General features: G+C 58.0%; 10 protein-coding genes, 1 tRNA gene and 1 pseudogene. 5 read left to right on the top strand and 7 right to left on the bottom strand.

What is annotated here, in order from left to right:
* Nucleotides 1–87: pseudogene (locus ABJK56_RS04020) on the bottom strand (30S ribosomal protein S10); the annotation flags it as partial.
* A 289-nt stretch (nt 88–376) separates the two neighbouring features.
* The gene (locus ABJK56_RS04015; protein WP_347243378.1) at nt 377–1,759 is read right to left on the bottom strand and encodes a POT family MFS transporter; all 1,383 of its coding nucleotides are present in this window, start codon (nt 1,757–1,759) and stop codon (nt 377–379) included.
* A 551-nt stretch (nt 1,760–2,310) separates the two neighbouring features.
* On the opposite strand from ABJK56_RS04015, the gene ABJK56_RS04010 reads away from it, so the two are divergent.
* Both ABJK56_RS04010 and ABJK56_RS04005 read left to right on the top strand, forming a co-directional pair.
* Nucleotides 2,311–2,384 (top strand) — tRNA-Arg (locus ABJK56_RS04010).
* A 131-nt stretch (nt 2,385–2,515) separates the two neighbouring features.
* A complete protein-coding gene (locus ABJK56_RS04005; protein WP_347243377.1) occupies nt 2,516–4,402 on the top strand; it encodes an ASKHA domain-containing protein in 1,887 nt (628 codons plus the stop codon).
* A 46-nt stretch (nt 4,403–4,448) separates the two neighbouring features.
* Here ABJK56_RS04005 and ABJK56_RS04000 read toward each other — a convergent pair whose 3' ends face one another.
* Nucleotides 4,449–4,781: an iron-sulfur cluster assembly accessory protein gene (locus ABJK56_RS04000; RefSeq protein ID WP_347243376.1), complete on the bottom strand. Its 333-nt coding sequence runs from the start codon at nt 4,779–4,781 to the stop codon at nt 4,449–4,451.
* 482 nt (nt 4,782–5,263) lie between these two features.
* Between ABJK56_RS04000 and thiL the strand changes: the two genes are divergently transcribed.
* The 3 genes from thiL to ABJK56_RS03985 all read left to right on the top strand — a co-directional run bounded on the left by thiL (nt 5,264) and on the right by ABJK56_RS03985 (nt 7,893).
* Nucleotides 5,264–6,184 (top strand): thiamine-phosphate kinase, encoded by a 921-nt coding sequence (gene thiL / locus ABJK56_RS03995; protein ID WP_347243375.1) that lies wholly within the window; start codon nt 5,264–5,266, stop codon nt 6,182–6,184.
* 86 nt (nt 6,185–6,270) lie between these two features.
* Complete coding sequence (gene tsaE / locus ABJK56_RS03990; protein WP_347243374.1) at nt 6,271–6,789, top strand: tRNA (adenosine(37)-N6)-threonylcarbamoyltransferase complex ATPase subunit type 1 TsaE; 519 nt, start codon at nt 6,271–6,273, stop codon at nt 6,787–6,789.
* Between the two features lie 288 nt (nt 6,790–7,077).
* Nucleotides 7,078–7,893 (top strand): BON domain-containing protein, encoded by an 816-nt coding sequence (locus ABJK56_RS03985; protein ID WP_347243373.1) that lies wholly within the window; start codon nt 7,078–7,080, stop codon nt 7,891–7,893.
* Here ABJK56_RS03985 and ABJK56_RS03980 read toward each other — a convergent pair.
* From ABJK56_RS03980 to fliG, 4 genes are all read right to left on the bottom strand, one after another.
* Complete coding sequence (locus ABJK56_RS03980; protein ID WP_347243372.1) at nt 7,775–8,992, bottom strand: hypothetical protein; 1,218 nt, start codon at nt 8,990–8,992, stop codon at nt 7,775–7,777. The genes ABJK56_RS03985 and ABJK56_RS03980 overlap by 119 nt on opposite strands.
* 57 nt (nt 8,993–9,049) lie before the next feature.
* The gene (locus ABJK56_RS03975; RefSeq protein ID WP_347243371.1) at nt 9,050–12,991 is read right to left on the bottom strand and encodes a secretin N-terminal domain-containing protein; all 3,942 of its coding nucleotides are present in this window, start codon (nt 12,989–12,991) and stop codon (nt 9,050–9,052) included.
* Between the two features lie 239 nt (nt 12,992–13,230).
* Nucleotides 13,231–15,849 carry a DNA mismatch repair protein MutS gene (gene mutS, locus ABJK56_RS03970; RefSeq protein WP_347243415.1) on the bottom strand — a complete coding sequence of 873 codons (2,619 nt, stop codon included), beginning with the start codon at nt 15,847–15,849 and terminating at the stop codon, nt 13,231–13,233.
* A gap of 173 nt (nt 15,850–16,022) precedes the next feature.
* Nucleotides 16,023–17,018, bottom strand: coding sequence for a flagellar motor switch protein FliG (gene fliG / locus ABJK56_RS03965; RefSeq protein ID WP_347243370.1), 996 nt, complete (start codon nt 17,016–17,018; stop codon nt 16,023–16,025).
* Nucleotides 17,019–17,484 lie beyond the last annotated feature (466 nt).

The following is a 17,484-nucleotide window of genomic DNA, read 5'->3' as shown; positions in this document are numbered from 1 at the left end:
CACGATTTCCTTAGCGCACTGATCGAGCACCGCGTGGTCGTATGACTCCATGCGAATGCGAATTATCTCATTCAGGACTCCCGCCATTTTGCATCACCCTAGTTGTGGATTGTATCCCTCGCCATCCTAATTCGGGGCGAAAAACTTAAATGCTATCAGAAGGGATTAACTTTCTCAATGGGAGGCAGAAAGGAAAATCGTGGCACGCACCCCCTCGGGCTGCCTCCATTCAGAGTGGGTTCCCGTATTTAACCACAGAGATTGCTTCCCTGCCAAGTCCCCCTCGATGCAAATTCGAGGGCGGTCGCTGGCCGATCTGCTCCCATTCTTCCTGTTCTGCTCAGCTTGCCAACGCCAGGGCAGTCCCGTTGATTTCTCAATCCTGAAGCACGTCCTTCCCCCGGTAGAAGCTGGCCGCTAGGCTGAAAAGCCCCGCCGTAACCAGCATCGTGAGCATAAAAAACCAGAAGTAGCCGGGTCCAGCCATGATGTTGCCCGGCGCATCCAGGCGGTAGAACTTCACCACATAATTGACGGCCGCCGTGAATGCATTCCCCAACGAAACAGAAAGAAGATACATGCCCATCACAAGTGATTTGAGGCGTTTGGGGGCCTGGGTGTAAGCAAACTCCAAACAGGTGACGGAGACGAGGACCTCTGCGGAAGTCAGCACGAGATAGGCGAGGAACTGCCATCCTATGGTTGGGGCCAGCCCCCTCTGGATGAGCGATTCTATCACGGCAGATATCCAAAAAGAGCCGCCCGCCACAAACATCCCGACCGAAATTCTCCGCAACGGGGTGAATTTCCAAAAACGGTCCACCAGCGGATAGAGGACTCGCGTAAATAGGGGAACCAAAACCAGAATCAACACTGGATTGACCGCCTGAATTTGCGCAGATTCCCAGTTGATCCCCAGGAAGTGTCGGTTCATCTTTTCCGCCTGAAGCACCCAGGCTGAACCCGACTGATCGAAAAGGGACCAGAACATGGCGACAAATAGGAAAAGGGGCACCAATCGCAGTAGCGCCTGCCGCCCCTCTGGGTCAAAGAGATCGCCGAGAAATTTCCGTCCTGCCGGAGGAATGTGGGCAAACTTCGATCGGCCCGCGAAGAACACTGCGGTTGCCAGCGCCATCAGTAGCCCTGGCACGGCGAAGGCCACCCCGGGCCCGGAAATTCTCAAAAGCCACGGTGTCAGGAGCGACGACGTCGCCGCTCCCAGATTGATCGCCAAGTAAAACCACGCGAAGACCTCGGTCATCCGGTGCGCGTTTGCCCGGCAGAATTGGTCGCCGACGTGGGCGGAAACACAGGATTTGATACCTCCCGAACCCAGAGCAATCAGGGCCAGACCCAGAAACAGGCCCAGTCGGGTCTCATCCCATGCTAGCGACACATGCCCCAAGCAATAGACGAGAGACAACCCGATGATCGTTGGGTACTTGCCCCAGAACATGTCGGCCAGGACCGCCCCAAGAATTGGGAAAAAGTAAACTCCCATGTTAAAAAGATGGAAGTAAAACTTCGCCTCTGCCTCGGTCATTGGGGCAGCATGGCCGTCGCCCGCCAGAAGGTACTGCGTCATAAACACGACGAGAATCGCCCGCATGCCGTAAAAGCTGAACCGCTCCGCCGCCTCATTCCCAATGATGTAGGGGATGCCTGGGGGAAGCGCCTCAGTTTGGATGGGGGCGGTGGGATAATGCGGGCGAAAGAAAAGCTGCTCTCGAAAGGACTCCAGACGCTTCCTCAGCATGCGTGCCCTCCATCAAAAAGCTAGCGAAGCTGCGGGCGGTTTTCCGTAGATATTCGCACTTCGGAATTTCACCATTATAAATCGCCAGGTCTACCGGAGGTGACTAAGCGGTGGAACCTACAATTTAGCAGGTTACCAGATAGAACAAGCGTCCCGGTTCGTCCGAGCTAGACGAAATCTCACCCATGACCGGAAAGAATCGGGCTGAGACTTTACGTCGTTTGGCAATCCTGGAAGCCCTCCCCGCCGTTCAGCGAAGGCGCTTTCAGCACCGCGCTGGCACCGTAAACACGGCGGTTTTACTTTTCACCCTCAGGATCACCTGGTAGACTAAAAAAATGGACGTTGTCTGGTGCACGGTTGACTTTCCAGCCGGGAGCGTGAGTGGCGTGTGCCCCCGCAGGATCAGGTGCGGGGCGTCTGCCAGCCGGGATCGCCGGGTTAGCCGGAATGGTGTAGAATAAGGCAGGTTCACCGGGCTTAATATGAGTTGAGATGACCGGTGTGGCCGGCTGGACTTGACTGGCTCGAACGAAAGGATGCATGGCTGGGTCCCCGTAGCTCAATCGGATAGAGCGTCGGCCTCCGGAGCCGAAGGTTACAGGTTCGAGTCCTGTCGGGGACGCTCCTAACGCCAATTGGTCTGACGTTTCGCCGCAAGTGGATGTGCCTTGCGGCATTTTTTGTTTAAATTTCGTTTGCTATTCTGTAGTTTTGCACAGTCAATGGTCCCTAGAGGAGTGAGCCCTATCTTGCATGGCAGAACAGCGCGTGGAACTTACGATTCAGCCTCTCCATAAAACCACATCAGTAGCACCGGGCACTCCATTTGTCGAAATCGCGCGGCAGCTCGGGGTCCCGCTAAACCTTCCCTGTGGTGGAGATGGCCATTGTGGCAAGTGTCGGATTCGCGTCGTCCAGGGGTCCGCCCCCACGACCGAAGTCGACCTGCGGCACATAAGCCCGGAACAACTCGCGGAAGGATACCGCCTGGCGTGTCAGCTTGTCGTCACATCGCCGCTGGTAGTAACTATCCCGCCCGAGGCGCTGGCCACCGGCCAGCATCAAATTCTCACTTCGACGGGACAGCTCCGCCTGCGGAGGGGCACACCACCATTTCAGAAACAGCTCCTCACGCGACCAGAAGCGGCGGGATCGCGATCACTGGTCCACGAGGTGCAGCGCCAGATTGGGGAATTGCCGCTCACAGTCACCGCAATCGCCGAACTGGCTCGGTACACCCCCATAGAGGGCACGGTCACCGCATTAGTTGCCGAAAGACGCATCGTGGGATTTGAACCGGGCGATACGCGAGAAAAGAATTACGGCCTAGCCTTCGATCTGGGCACCACAACCCTGGTGGCTTCTCTTGTGGATGTTAACACCGCCATGCCGCTTGCAGTGGCTGCGCGGCTTAACCCCCAGACTCAGTTCGGCGACGATGTGATCTCCCGCATTCAGTTCGCCTGTGAAAGATCCGACGGGCTCCAGCGACTTCAGCAGGCGGTTCGCGAGGCCCTCAACGATCTTGTCCAAACCGTCATCCAAGACGCGGGGATTTCCCGCAATGAAATTTACCAGGTGGCCTGTGCTGGCAACACTACCATGCAGCATCTCCTGTGCGGATTCCATCCCTTCGGTTTGGGTCGGTATCCGTTCACTCCAGTTACGGTAGCAGCCGTGTCCTGCCGCGCCAGGGATGTCGGTTTGGATCTCCATCCGGAGTGCCGCCTGTATGTGTTTCCGGCCATCGGCGGATTTGTGGGCGGTGATACGGTGGCCGGTATCCTCACCAGCGGACTGTTGAATGGCGACACGCCCTCGCTGCTCGTCGATCTGGGCACCAACGGGGAAATCGTTGTTTACGATGGCCAGTCCCTCCACGCCGCAGCCACTGCCGCCGGTCCAGCTTTCGAAGGCGCCAAAATCAGCTCCGGCATGCGTGCCGCCCTGGGCGCCATCGAACAGATCTGGCGGGATAACCGGGGCACGCTGCGTTACCGGGTGATTGGAAATCAGCGTCCCGCGGGCCTGTGTGGCTCCGCTCTCTTGGACCTGCTCGCGATCCTTCTCGACGCCGGCGTCATCGACCCGCAGGGAAGACTGGGAGGATGTACCCTACACGGCGAGGTCGCTCCTGCGCATGGTCGCGGACCGCTCCTGGAACGGATTGTCCTACACGAGGGACGTCCGGCGTTTCTCGTGGTGCCGGGAGAAGAAACGGCCTCCGGGCAGCCGATCTTTCTCACGCAGCGAGACGTGCGGCAGCTCCAGCTCGCCATTGGCGCAATACGGGCTGGGACGGAGATCCTGCTGGGGCGACTGGGACTGTCCTCGTCGGATGTCCAGGCGGTTTATCTAGCCGGTGGGTTCGCCAACTATATTCGTCGGCGTCACGCGCAGCGGGTGGGCCTCCTTCCTTCAGGTATTCCAACCCAACGAATTCGATTCTGCGGCAATACCTCCCTTTTTGGGGCGCAACTTGCGCTAGTTTCTGAAGAGGCCCGACGCAATGCTGAAGAGCTCGCACGGACAGTCCATCATGTGGACCTGTCGACCGATCCGGATTTCCGATGGAAATTCGCCGAAGCGATGATCTTCCCCGATCAAAACCTCGTTCATCCTGAAGCTGACCGGGCGTGACAAGCACTCGCGGCGGTGCTGTGGAAAATTTATCCGGCCAAAATGTTCAATGGCCGCCGCAACCCGAGCAACCACCGCCACGCGGATAATTGGGGTTATTGATCACAAACCCGCGTCCCATCGGGCTGTCCACGAAATCAATGATGGTGCCGTCAAGGTGAAGAGCGTATTTCTTGCGGGTTACCAGGGATATGCCATTGCATTCGTATCGAAAATCGAGCTTGGGATCGTATTCCGTATCGAAACCGAGGGAATACTGCAGCCCAGAGCATCCACCTCCACCGATCGCCATCCGCAAAACGGTGTTGGAATCGAGTTTCTGCTCTTCAATGATGCGTTTAATTTCTGATGCTGCTACCGGGGTCAGACTCACTGCCATAGAAATCTCAACCTCCACTTCAGTGGTTTCATAGCGTCTTTTTGGTAGGACCGAGCTTCGCAATCGGCTACCGTTCACCTTCTCCTCGGATGCCACCGTTTGCCGGGTGCACGGGGTTCATCTAATCCTATGCAAATAGCGCAGCGGAGCCAAGTCCAGCATCTCGAGCAAGGACCTTCCAAGAAACCAGGGATTACCGTTTGGCTCTGTGGAAGCGTCCACTCTGGCAGTCCTCCGCTGGGAGACCCTGCGCTTGGGATTGAAGAGGCTTGCGGGTATTTCGCCAAAGGAGGGTCATGCGGTAAGCTAATAGGAGTTGTGGGATGTTCCGGCGGATAGGTCATCCGTAGGATGGAAGAGTTAGGAGAAGAAGGCCGGCGAACACGGGCTATTCCCGGAGAGCATCGCTCTCTGCCGAACCATAGAAGTTTCGAAATCGAGGGAGGCTCTGCGTGAGGATGTGCCTGATCGAGTGAAGATGTATGGAATTTGAGCTGATCAACTTTTTCCGTCAACGAATTCCCAAATATCCATGCGTCCGTGTGGGCATCGGAGATGACGCGGCGGTCATCGACCTCGATGTTCAGCAGTGCGTCATCACGACGGACGTCCTCATGGAGGGGGTAGATTTCATCAGCAGTCAGACCTCCCCGGAGCAGATTGGGCGCAAGGCCCTGGCCGTCAACCTCAGTGACCTGGCTGCCATGGCGGCTTCTCCGAAGGCTTGCGTGGTGGGGCTCGTCCTGCCGCAAAAGGGCGGAATGGAACTGGCCAAGCGACTCTACGAAGGCCTGCTCCCCCTGGCCCGGGATTTTCAAATCGCGGTGGCCGGGGGAGACACAAACAGTTGGGAAGGTCCTCTTGTGATCAGTGTGACGGCTTTGGGGTTGCCTCCCCCGGGCGGAGTCCTTTCCCGAAGCGGTGCCCGGCCAGGCGACCGCATCATTGTCACTGGCGATTTTGGGGGATCTATTTTGGGTAAGCATCTTACTTTTACACCCCGGGTCTGGGAAGCCATTTTCCTCTACCGTTCCTACGAAGTGCATGCAGGAATCGACGTGAGTGATGGCCTGGCCCTTGATCTCTGGCGGCTGACTCAGGAAAGCCAATGTGGCGCCGTTATTCATGCCGACAGCGTGCCGATATCGGAGGCCGCCTACCGCATAGTCAAACAGGAAAAAAGCAAGCAGAAACCGCTCGATCGCGCCCTTTACGACGGGGAGGACTTCGAGCTGATCCTGGCTGTCCCTCCCGCCGAGGCGCAACGCATGCTTAGGGATCAGCCCATCTCTGTCAAACTCACGGACATTGGCGAGTTTGTTCCGGAGAAAGGGCTCTGGTTGGAGAAAGGGAAAAAACGAACCGCTCTTCAGCCGAAAGGCTACGAGCACATACTCGCCTGATTTAGGGGGTAGGGCACACTCGGAATTGGTCGCAGGTCCGGTAAAGGGTTTCTCACCGCCATTTGATGTTCTTTCATGCAGGTTTAATGTCAGATCATCCAGCCAGCACAGGAGAGTATCTCCTCGTTTCAACCAACGAGGAAACGACCCGGAAAATTGGCGAGCTTCTGGCAGGGTTCCTTTCTCCCCCTTCGTTGGTGGGCCTGATAGGAACCCTGGGATCGGGTAAGACGAGATTGGTGCAAGGGCTCGCGCGAGGCTGCGGAGTGGCCGAGGCCGCCGTTATCAGTCCCACCTTTGTGCTCATCCACGAGTACCCCGGACGGGTGCCAGTGTTCCATTTCGATGTTTATCGCCTCAAAGACAGCGAGGAATTCCTCGAATTGGGGGTAGACGAATACTTTCAGAGGCCGGGCATCTGCGTCGTGGAATGGGCGGACAGGGTGGCCGACGCCCTCCCCCCAGAGCGGCTCGATGTCGAGCTAAGCATCGTGGATTCGTCCACCCGCCACGTCATTCTGAAACCTTTGGGCGAACATTACCGCCAGGCGGTCGAAAAACTGACATCGCTTTGGCATCACCACTCTGGGGATAATCCGCGTTGACGTCAAAGTCGGCCGTGGGACAGATGTCGTCCAATAGGTCTTGAACGGTCCCGTGGGGCTTGTCGGTTGTTTAACCTTATGGGAGTTCCCCCAACGGCCTGGGCGTTGTTCGACGATAAGTTAGCAGGTTGGGCTGTGCGGGCACGGTACGCTTAACGCCGACACAGTAACGAGTCGACACGCCCCTTGTTGGGGATACGAGGACATTGAAGCTGCCCAATACAATGAGACTCGGGATAACAAAGCGCACACAGCACTCCCACGTGGTGGACTGAGGGAGTTACGACCATGAATCGCTCTCAACTTTTTCCCGTGGCTGTTGTGGCATTTGGAATGGTTTTCGGCGCTTTTGCCGAATTTCCGAGTGCTTTTGCACAGACGACGGGGAGTGGCCTGTTTGGCACATCCCAGACGCTGGGCAGCAGTTTGACGCCAGGCACCAGCACCCGAATTTCTGGTAGCACTCGCACCGGCACCGGCGTAGGGATGGGGACATCCTCCTCTATTCCCATCACCAGCGGCCAATTCGTGAATATTCAGTCCGTCAACCTGGCGGAGCAACTTTTCGGGAGTTCCGATACGTTTGTGGGGGCAGAGGCCTCGGAGGCAATTAATCCGCTGAGCATGCAGGGTGCAGGGACAAGCCGTTCCGGTGTGACTTCCGGTTTGACAAGTCGCGGCAGCCTTTCCACATTGGGCCGCAGCACGCTGGGAACCTCACTCCTTGGTGGCCGCAGCCTTCTGGGTTCGAGCCGATCCACGCTCGGTTCTCGTACGTCCTCGCGATTCGGAATTCTTGGGCGCGGTCGGACCCAGCAGGATATTATTCCCTCGGCACTACGGGTTGGATTTACAGCCCCTCAACCTCCGGCCCAATCCGTGTCCCAGGGGCTGACTGCCTTGGTTTCGCGGGTAACCAGTCTGCGCACGGCCAACGGCGCGCCGCCCAATGTTCAGGTGGCTGTCGAAGGCCGGACGGCGATCCTCAGGGGGACGGTTCCTTCAGCGAACGATCGGCTTGTGCTGGAGCGGTTGCTCCTGTTGGAGCCGGGGATTGATAAAGTTCAGAACGAACTGGTGGTTGCTGGCTCAACTGGCCAATAAGCGTTCCCGGAGTAACGGGAGCTTCTGGCGGCGAGTAAGTCAACGGACTTCCTGGCGGCGACCAGCGGTGAAATTGATGCCCCGCTTGCGCTGAGCTTGCTTCACTGCTCATGCTCATTTCTTGACGACTCTGCTGTGGTGCGGGCACGGAGTCGGTCGCCGTCGAAACGTCGAGAGTTGACGACGCAAAAGCTGTGGTCTGGTCGCTCGCTGGAATGGAAGCGCTCCCGGGTCCAGCCTGCCCATGACGCGAGAGGTTGAGCGTCAGCGTTTGCATTCGCCGCCGGGGTGGGGCCCCCTGTTGGGACTGGTTCCGTTGGGCTTCCGGATTGTCCGACCTGGGCGAAGGCTGGCTATCTTTGGCAACCGCTGTCCCAGCGGCCTGGACGATCCCTGTCGATCCACCAGTCCCACTTTGGGACACGGAAGTCGGAACGACGGCGCGGTCTTGAACGATCGTAGCCTGAGACGTGGGGCGCGCGGTTGACCCATTCTGACTCGACTGTCCAGCCAAGAACGAAGAGTCCAAACCAGGCAGGAAAACCCGCGCTTGTTCGCTGACCACCGAGGGACCATTTTCCGGAATAAATCGGGCGATGAGACTGATTCGCTGGGCTTTCGGGGAAAATTCATCCCAGGGAATCAAGATGTTGTAGGATGGTCCGAGCTTGGATTCCGCATAAACCTTTTCCAGTTCCTCGTTGGTGAAGACGAACTTTCTGACGGGTTTCAGGTTCTCTGGCGGCGGTAAATTGTCGTCAAAGGCGTAAACCACAAGAGTTCCTCGGACCTTCATGGGGCGGCTCATGTCAGCCGGGTAGAAATAAACCCGACCGCCAAATCCGCGGTAAGGTGGGGCAGAACGGCGTTCGATGAGAGCTTCCGTCCAGAACACCACGACGGACTGAACTGGTTTATCGGAAACTTCTTGCCAGGGGATGTTCCGCCGCAGATCGAACCGTGCGCATCCCACCGTCAAAGCCGGAAGTGCCGCAATCACGCAAATCCAGATCGTTCTATTTCGGGTGTGCATGCGCGGCATCCCCATGAAAGCACTGCCCAGGGCTGCGATTTTCCGTCCTTGCCAGCTCCACCACATATGTGGCGATCTCCGTATCCCGATTTCCGTTATCCCGCCGTTCTTGGATGAGTCGTGTCATCTTTCCGACGTCGACTTCAGTGGGCGTGCCCCCGTGGTGCTGGTAGGTGCACTGGTTTCCTTCCGAAATGGGTTGGAGGAATCGGCCGGGACGCTGTCGGTGATGTGGGTGACACCTAATTGATCGGTCGGCGTTCCGTACCCGGGCGTTGCCACGGGGGCTCCCAGGATGGGCGACGGTCCGAACTGGCTTTGTGTATCGTTCATCGGCTGCGCTGGTTGAGTTCCCGAAGGTGCGGGAGTTGGAATCACTTCCTGTCCTTCCATCCTGGGGGTTGCCGGTGTGGGCATGGGGCCCTGATCTACATTGCCTGCGGCCGGCGGGGCCATTCCGTCGTGGATCGCCACCACATCTGCGAGACACCAATGCATTCGGGCGGCCTCGATTTGTTTTACGCGCTCAATGTCCTCCTCCGATCGAACCACATGCGGGGTGAGAATGATGAGCAACTCCGACCGTGAGGATTCATCGATGTCATAGCGGAAGAAATGCCGCAGAATCGGAATATCACTCAGCCCGGGAATTCTCCGATTGGTCGTGGACCGGCTCTTGGTAATCAACCCGGCCAGAATGATCGTCTGACCGTCGGCGGCGCTCACTGTGGTCTGGGCGCGGGTGGTGTTGATTCGCGGTGAGCGAATGACTTGCCCGGCGGCGGACACCGAAATGGGAATCCCCTCAGACTCCGGTCCGACATCCGATTTTTCCGCGTTGATCTCCATAACCACCTGACCATCGGGGCTGATCCGCGGACGAACGAGTAGGATCAGGCCTGTGTTCGTGAAACTCACACTGTTGACCTGCACGTTCTGTGTCACAGAAGTCCCCGTGATGGTGGGAACCTGTTGACCAACCTGCACAAAGGCCGGTTGATTGTCCAGGGCCATGACCTGTGGCCGGCTGAGGACGTCCAGCCGTCGCTGCTGACGGAGTGCCCGGATGAGAACACTCACCGCTTCACTGGACGCGGAAAGCACCATGCCACCGAAGCCGAGCGTGGAGTTGCCGCGTCCCACCCCGAAGTTGGAGATCGCCTGGGCGCCAACAACATCCGGGGAGGGTGCAGCCGTGTTATTCCCCAATGGACCTGTGCTGTTGAAGAGGAATCCTGGCACTCCGGCCACGCTGCGGTTGAAGAGGATCGGGTCCTGAATACCCAGCTCGATGCCGAACTCGTCCGTATTGCTCAATTGGACTTCGGCAATCAGCACCTGGATGAGGACCATGGGAGGTCGCTCATCGAGCCGCGTGATGATTTCCACGATTTGGTCGTAATACTCGGGCGTGGCGCTGACGATGAGGCTGTTGCTCACCGGCTCCGGCACAATAACCACTTCTTTACTTAAAAACTCGAACGTACTAAACGCGTTGACATTCAACTGACGGACCTGCCGCTCATTCGTCAGATAGGTGTTGATAGCGCTGGCGACATCGTTGGCCGGGGCGTTTTTCAGGCGGAAAACCTCCGTCTTTCGCTTGATGATTTCCGACTCGTCAAGCCTGAGGAGAATAGCCTCTACCACGGCCAGGTCACCTGCTGATCCGCTGGCAATGATACTGTTAGTCCGCACGTCCACGGCAAATCGCAAGGGAATCAAAGAGCTTTCACCCTCTTGTGCCCCTGTTCGATAAGCCGGCTGGGCGGCCGCACCAGCAGCTCCCGCGGTCACAGTAAGTGTCTGCCCGAACAGGGTCTGCAACATGTCGGCCAGGGCCTGGGCGTCTCCATTGACGATGGTGAACACCTTGACCTGGGCTTCTGCCGAAGGAAGTCGATCGAGTTCCGCGATGAGAGCGGCAATCAGAGGCATGCTGTCGGAAGGAGCGGACACCACCAGGGCGTTGGCGCGAACGTCGGCCGTAATCCGCACGTCCGTCACAATCCCGGATTCGAGCATCTGTTTGCCCTGGGTATCGACGGTGAGGAAGCGGAGGCGCGTGGAGCGGATTTCCTGCTGCTGACCTGCTGCCTGTGCTGTGGTCACCTGACCCGTGGCCGTCTGTCGAATCGCTCCAGCGGCTCCTGTGGCGGAAATGGCCTGCTGCAAGACCGTCGCCAGTTCACTGGCCAGCGAATTCTTAAGAGTGAACACCCGAATTTCATTGACCGCCTCGCTGGTGGGCACATCCAGCTTGGCGATCATCTGCTCGATCTCCAGCATGTCCCGAGGAGATGCCTTCACGATCACCGTGTTGGAGCGGAAGTCCGACGTGATGAGAATTCTCGTTCCCAGACCTCCTCGATTTTGATAGAACGTCGTCAGCCGTTGCTCCACTGTGGTGGCCGAGGCATGCTTGAGCGGAAAAACTTTGAATTCGCTTTCGGGCGATACAGGCCGGTCGAGTTTCCCGATCAGTTCCAGCACAGTCCGAATCGCTTCCTGCCGACCCACAAGCAAGATGGCGTTGGGTTTGACTAGGGCGATCATGGTGATGGGACCGCGTCGGGCAGCGAACACAGCCTGGTACACCTGGTTGAGGATCGTGAGGAGGGCCTCGCAGTCCACGTGGCGAAGGAGGACGACGCGGATTTCCGGTTCGGTCTCTACACTGAGTTCTTCGATTTGCCGAATGATCTGCATCACCCGTTCCACGTCCCGCCGGTTACCACGGATCACCAGCACATCCAGTCCTTCCAGGTATTCAATCTGGACCGGTCCGATAAGACCGCCTTCTCCGGCGGGGGCCTGCGTCCCCGCCACCCCCTCAGCGCCGGGAGCCGGTGGTTGCGGCTGTCCTTCGGCAGGAGGTTGCTGGGAAGGCGGCTGCTCGCTGGGTTGCGTCGGCTGGGATGGTTCCTGGTTCGCTGGCTGCTCGACCTGAGCAAGGAGATTCGTCCCGACATTCTCCGCTTCAGCCTCGCTGGCCGTCGTATTGGCAACGCGCACCGCCCGTGTAAGCTGATGCACACTTTCCGCCTTGGTGGCACTGAGCGGAACGAGCCGCACCGTTCGTGATTCCGTGTTGGGTGGTCCATCCAGCGCGTGGATGAGCTGTCGAGCGGCGGGCATCGCCCAGGCCGGGCCCCGCACCTGAATGCGATTGGCCTGTCGGTCAAAGCTCAGGCTGAGCTTCTCCCCGGTGCGCAGCGTGATCTGATAGCCAGAGGGCTGACTCGCACCCGGCATCACCACGGGTTCCAGAGCCGGCCCGAGGGTTTCCTTAAGAAAGGCTTCCACTTGCCCCACCTGCGCGTTCCACAGGGGTGCGTCTTCGGTGATCTGCATGCCGCCGGAAGCCGGTCTTGCCTGGGAGCTGTTCTGACCGTTGGCCGGTTCCACCGTACTCACCATGTCTGCCGCGGGGGTCGATTTGCCCGAAAGAGTCAGGGATGGCTGCGATTCGGCCGTGGGTGTCTCCGTTCCAACGGGCAAGACGCGCACTGGCTGCGACCTCTCGGAAAGAGCCGGTTGATTCGGCTGTTGTTCCATTACCGAGCCCGCGATGGCCATTTGAACGTCTTCCGGAGCCACCACCAGAAGTTGTGACGTGCGTTCGTCCACCGTAATGCGGACATCCTGCCTGCCCGCATATCGGGCGCGGAGCTGGGAGGCGATGGCTCCCATACTTGCCCGCGGGAGAGCGTAATTTTTTACGATGGGGACCGGATTACGCGGAGGTTGTGGGGCCGACGTTTGAGGTAGCGGCTGGTCCAGAGCCCTGATGACGCTGCCCGCAACTTGCAAGTCTTGCTCCGTACCGGAAATGAGAATCCGCCGGTTTTGAGTATCAATGCTGACCCGGGCAACGGACGAAAGAAGCTGGCGGATGACTGGCTCCACCTGCTCCGGCGATGCATGACGAAGCTGAAATTCTCTGAGCGGAGTGTTCTGGGCTAAACCCCGTTGAGCAACCAGAGAGGGGGCGACGGCCAGGACGATGACGAATCCTGCTCTGCAAAGCCACGCGGCGACTGGGCCATTGAGGCGTGCAATCATGGAATGCCCTCGAATGTCTCGAACGCAGGACAACCTCTGTCAACAATGGGACCCGTCACACCACCGTCCAAGCCCGTGTCGTCCTCATAATCGGCAAAACTTTCCTAACCGTTTACAGAGACTTTATCGCTCAGGAAAGATTTGACACCCAGATCCGAAAAGACAGGAAAACAGCGCACGACACTGAAAGTAGAAAAGCTGGGAAGAGAACAGTAATCACACCGCGAAGCGGACAATTATTAGACCGATTTGCGACCTCCTCGCCGACTTCGACCGCGAAATTGCTCATGCCATTTGCGGATCTTCTCGAATGCCTCGAGCGGCGTCAGACGATTGAGGTCCAGCTCTCGAAGTTCTTCCACAATGGGATGCTCCAGGGGTTCGAAGAAAGTGAGCTGAATTGCTCGGCCGTCGCCTGTCGTGAGTTCCCGCGATCCTCCCGAAAATGCCTTCCTGCTCTGTAAATGGGCAGATTCCAAACCCATGAGAATCTCTTTGGCCCTTTCAATGACGGGCCGCGGCACCCCGGCGAGTTGAGCCACGTGGATGCCGTAGCTTTTGTCTGCCGCACCCGGGACAATTTTGTGCAAAAAAACAACTTGATCCTGCCATTCTCGCACGGCCACATTGTAGTTTTTGACCCCTGGCAGCAGTTCGGCGAGTTCTGTGAGTTCGTGATAATGGGTGGCGAAAAGAGTCCGGCAGCCGATCCGGTTGTGCAAATACTCCACCACAGCCCAGGCCAGTGAAATGCCGTCGTACGTGCTCGTGCCCCGCCCAATTTCATCCAAAATCACCAGACTCCGCTTCGTGGCGGAATTGAGAATCCGGGCGGTTTCGATCATCTCCACCATGAAGGTGCTGCGCCCGCGGGAAAGATCGTCGCTCGCACCAACCCGGGCAAACACTCGGTCCGCCACACCGATGGTTGCCTCCTTCGCCGGAATAAACGCCCCCATCTGCGCCATAATGACAAGCAAGGCAGCCTGCCGGATGTACGTGCTCTTGCCCGCCATGTTCGGCCCGGTGATGAGGATGATAGGAGCCATTCCTTCTCCGCAGTGAAGATCGTTGGGCACAAAGGTGCCTTCGGGTTGCGTGAGGTCGAGGACCGGATGGCGTCCCTCGAGGATTTCCAGAACAGGCTCCTCCACCAGCCTCGGACGGCAATAGTTGCGCTGTCTTGCCAGTTCCGCCCAGCCTGATAAAACGTCGAGTTCGGCCAGCCCTCCCGCCGTGGCCTGGAGCACGCCACGATGGGCCAGAACCTCCTCGCGAAGCTCCACAAAAAGCTGGTATTCTAGCTCCTTCGCCCGTTCGTCCGCCGAGAGGACCTTTTCTTCGTACTCTTTCAATTCGGGTGTGATGAAACGTTCGGCATTTTTGAGCGTCTGCTTGCGGATGTACTCCGGAGGGATCTTATCCCTGTGGGTGTTCGTCACTTCGATGTAGTAGCCGAAAACCTTGTTGTATCCCACCTTCAGAGAGGGAATTCCCGTTCGCTGAATTTCCTGAGCCTGATACCGGGCGATCCATTCTTTACCCCCGCGGGCCAACTGTCGTAACTCGTCCAAGTCGGCGTGATAACCGTCCCGAATAAAGCCCCCCTCGGTGGCGGCGAGAGGGCATGGGTCGACAAGCGCTGCGGAGAGCCGGTTTTCCAGCTCCGGGCAGGCATCCACGGTATTCCCGATCATGCGCAGCTGTTCACTTTGGCAACCAGCGAGAAGTTCCTTAAGCGGCGGGATCTGCCGCAAGCTCTTGGCGACACCCAGCAGATCGCGCGGTGTGCAACGGCCCGTGGTGATGCGTGTGATCAACCGCTCCAAATCGAATACCCGACGAAGATGGTCCCGAACGCGTTGGCACAAATCGGGACGTTCGAGGAACTCGGCCACGGCGTCTTGCCGCTCTCGAATGGCTTCAATGTCGGTCAAGGGAGCAGCCAACCATTCGGCGAGCAGGCGAGCCCCCATACCGGTGACCGTCCGATCCAGGACCCACAGGAGAGTTCCCTCGCGCTGGCTTTCGCGCATCGTTCGCACAAGTTCCAGGCTTCGCCGGGTGGCTTCGTCAATCTCCAGGAATCTCCCGGTCTGGTAACGGAGCAGCCTTTCGATATGGGGCAGATGCGTTTTCTGCGTCTCGTCGAGATAATCAAGAATCGCCCCTGCTGCACAGAGGGCCGGCACATCTTGAGATTCGTCCCAGGAAAAGCCGAAGCCCTCGATCGCACGGGCACCAAATTGGCGAACCAAAAGCGGCTCCGTATGGACCGGCGAGAACACCCATGCCGGCCGCCGTGTGACCACCACGCCGTCCAGCTCGGGTGGGGCTTCTGACGACTCATCCGGCCAGAGGACTTCCGATGGATGAATCCTCACCAATTCATCGAGCAGACTCGCCCGGGGAAACACGCCCGCATAAAACCGGCCGGTGGATAGGTCCACCCAGGCCAGGCCCAAAGGATCGCCCGGTGTCACGGCAGCGAGGAAATTGGGCTCGCGCGGGTCGAGCAGGGCCTCATCGGTGATCGTTCCCGCCGTGACGATGCGGGTAATTTCCCGCCGGACCAGGCCCTTGGCCAGCTTTGGATCCTCTACCTGGTCACAGACGGCCACGCGAAAACCCGCGGCAAGGAGTTTCGCCAGGTAAGACTCGAGCTGGTGGTGCGGAAACCCTGCCATGGGGATGGCGTCCTCGCCTTTGTCCCGGCTGGTGAGGGTGAGATTAAGGGTCTGGGCGGCGATTTTGGCGTCCTCGAAAAATAGCTCGTAGAAGTCTCCCATGCGGAACAGGAGGAGCGCATCCGGGCACGCCCGTTTTGCCTCCAGGTACTGTCGCATCATGGGAGTGATTCGCTCTTCCATAAAAGCTCGATGCCCGTGGGCACAGAGAGACCACAGATTCCAGCTCAATTTTTCGCAGACAGAAAACCCTTTACTACATCATAAAGGGTCTTCCTACGGTGCATGAAGGACGAGTGACAGCTTTTGAAGAAGTAAGATCGACCCCGAAGTCGGCAGCCAGATCACACGATCAGCCGTTCCTCCTCCTGGTTGGTGCTGACGGTGATTTCCCCGGCATCTTCCAGGCGGCGAATGATATCCACAATCTGCTGCTGAACCTGCTCCACGTTGGAAGCGCGAACCGGACCAAGATACTCCATCTCCTCTTGCAGAAGAGCCGCCGCCCGACTGGACATGTTCTTGAGGATTTTTTGCTTGAGCTCGTCGCTGGCGCCTTTGAGGGCCATCGCCCATTGCGAATTTTCCACGTGCTTGAGGATCGTTTGAATATCGCGGTCGCTCAGTTTGGTGATGTCTTCGAACACAAACATCAGGCGACGAATTTCATCCACCAGCTCGGGATCTTCCTGGGCGAGAGCATCGAGGATGTGCCGCTCCGTCGCGCGGTCAATCACATTGAGAATTTCCGCCACCGTGGGAACTCCTCCTGCGTTTTCAAACCGCTGGCTCATCACGCTCGACATGCGGGATTCGAGACCTTTTTCCACCTCATGGATGATGTCGGGACTGGTCTGCCCCATCGTGGCAATTCGCTTGACGACGGCCACCTGACGTTCCGGAGGTAATCCACGGATGATTTCCGCCGCCTGATTGGGTGACAAGTGCGAGAGAATCAAGGCGATCGTCTGAGGGTGCTCATCAATTAGAAATGTGATGAGGTTCTGGCTGTCCACCTTTTGCAGGAAGGCAAACGGCAACGCCTCGATGGACTGTTTGACCGCCTCCAGTGTGGTGCTGGCGGCCTTTCCAAGAGCCTGCTCGATCAGCTCCTTGGCGACCTCCAATCCCCCTTTCCCCCCTGTCAACTCGGCAGGACTGGCTTGGGTAAACTCCCTGAGCGCCTGTTCCTGCTCCTCCGCAGTCACCAGCCCCAGGCGCGCGATCTCGATTGTCACGGCCTCGATCTGCTTGGGTTCCAGGCGCGTGAGAATTTGCGTGGCCTGCTCGCGGGGCAGGCTCATCAGAAGTATCGCCGCCTTTCGGATGTCACCGGCCATGACGGATGGATATCTCCAATGCGGGCACCCGGTACATCGCTCAATATCAGCCTCGCAGAGTCCTGGGACTTCCCGTTTTCAGCCAGCATCGCTGAGAACGGTTTGCCAGGGTTTTTTCGTCTTCAACAAACATCAAAGCCGCCTTCTCTCGTCCAAATTGCCGGCAGCCACCCCAGCGCCAACAGACGTCCCGCCCCGATAAAGTCATCGGCTCTTTCCAGCAGAATCTCTGAAACAGTCGAGCCAAACGTCACGCTGGACAAAATGCACAAAACAGATCGCCCACAGAATCCCTACATCCGACCCAAACGGCGCATTCCAGATCGAAATCGCATCGTTCCGCCCGAAAAAAAGCGAAACCCGGGGAAGTCAAACATTAGCTTAGAGCTATCTTTTGATAATACCTCGGGGACAAGCGAGAAAACTTCACGTCGCGACGTTAGCAACGTGAATTGTGACGAAAAAG

It is taken from the genome of Thermogutta sp. (assembly GCF_039793925.1).
GTDB lineage: Bacteria > Planctomycetota > Planctomycetia > Pirellulales > Thermoguttaceae > Thermogutta.
This window is presented reverse-complemented; position numbering and strand designations above follow the sequence as displayed.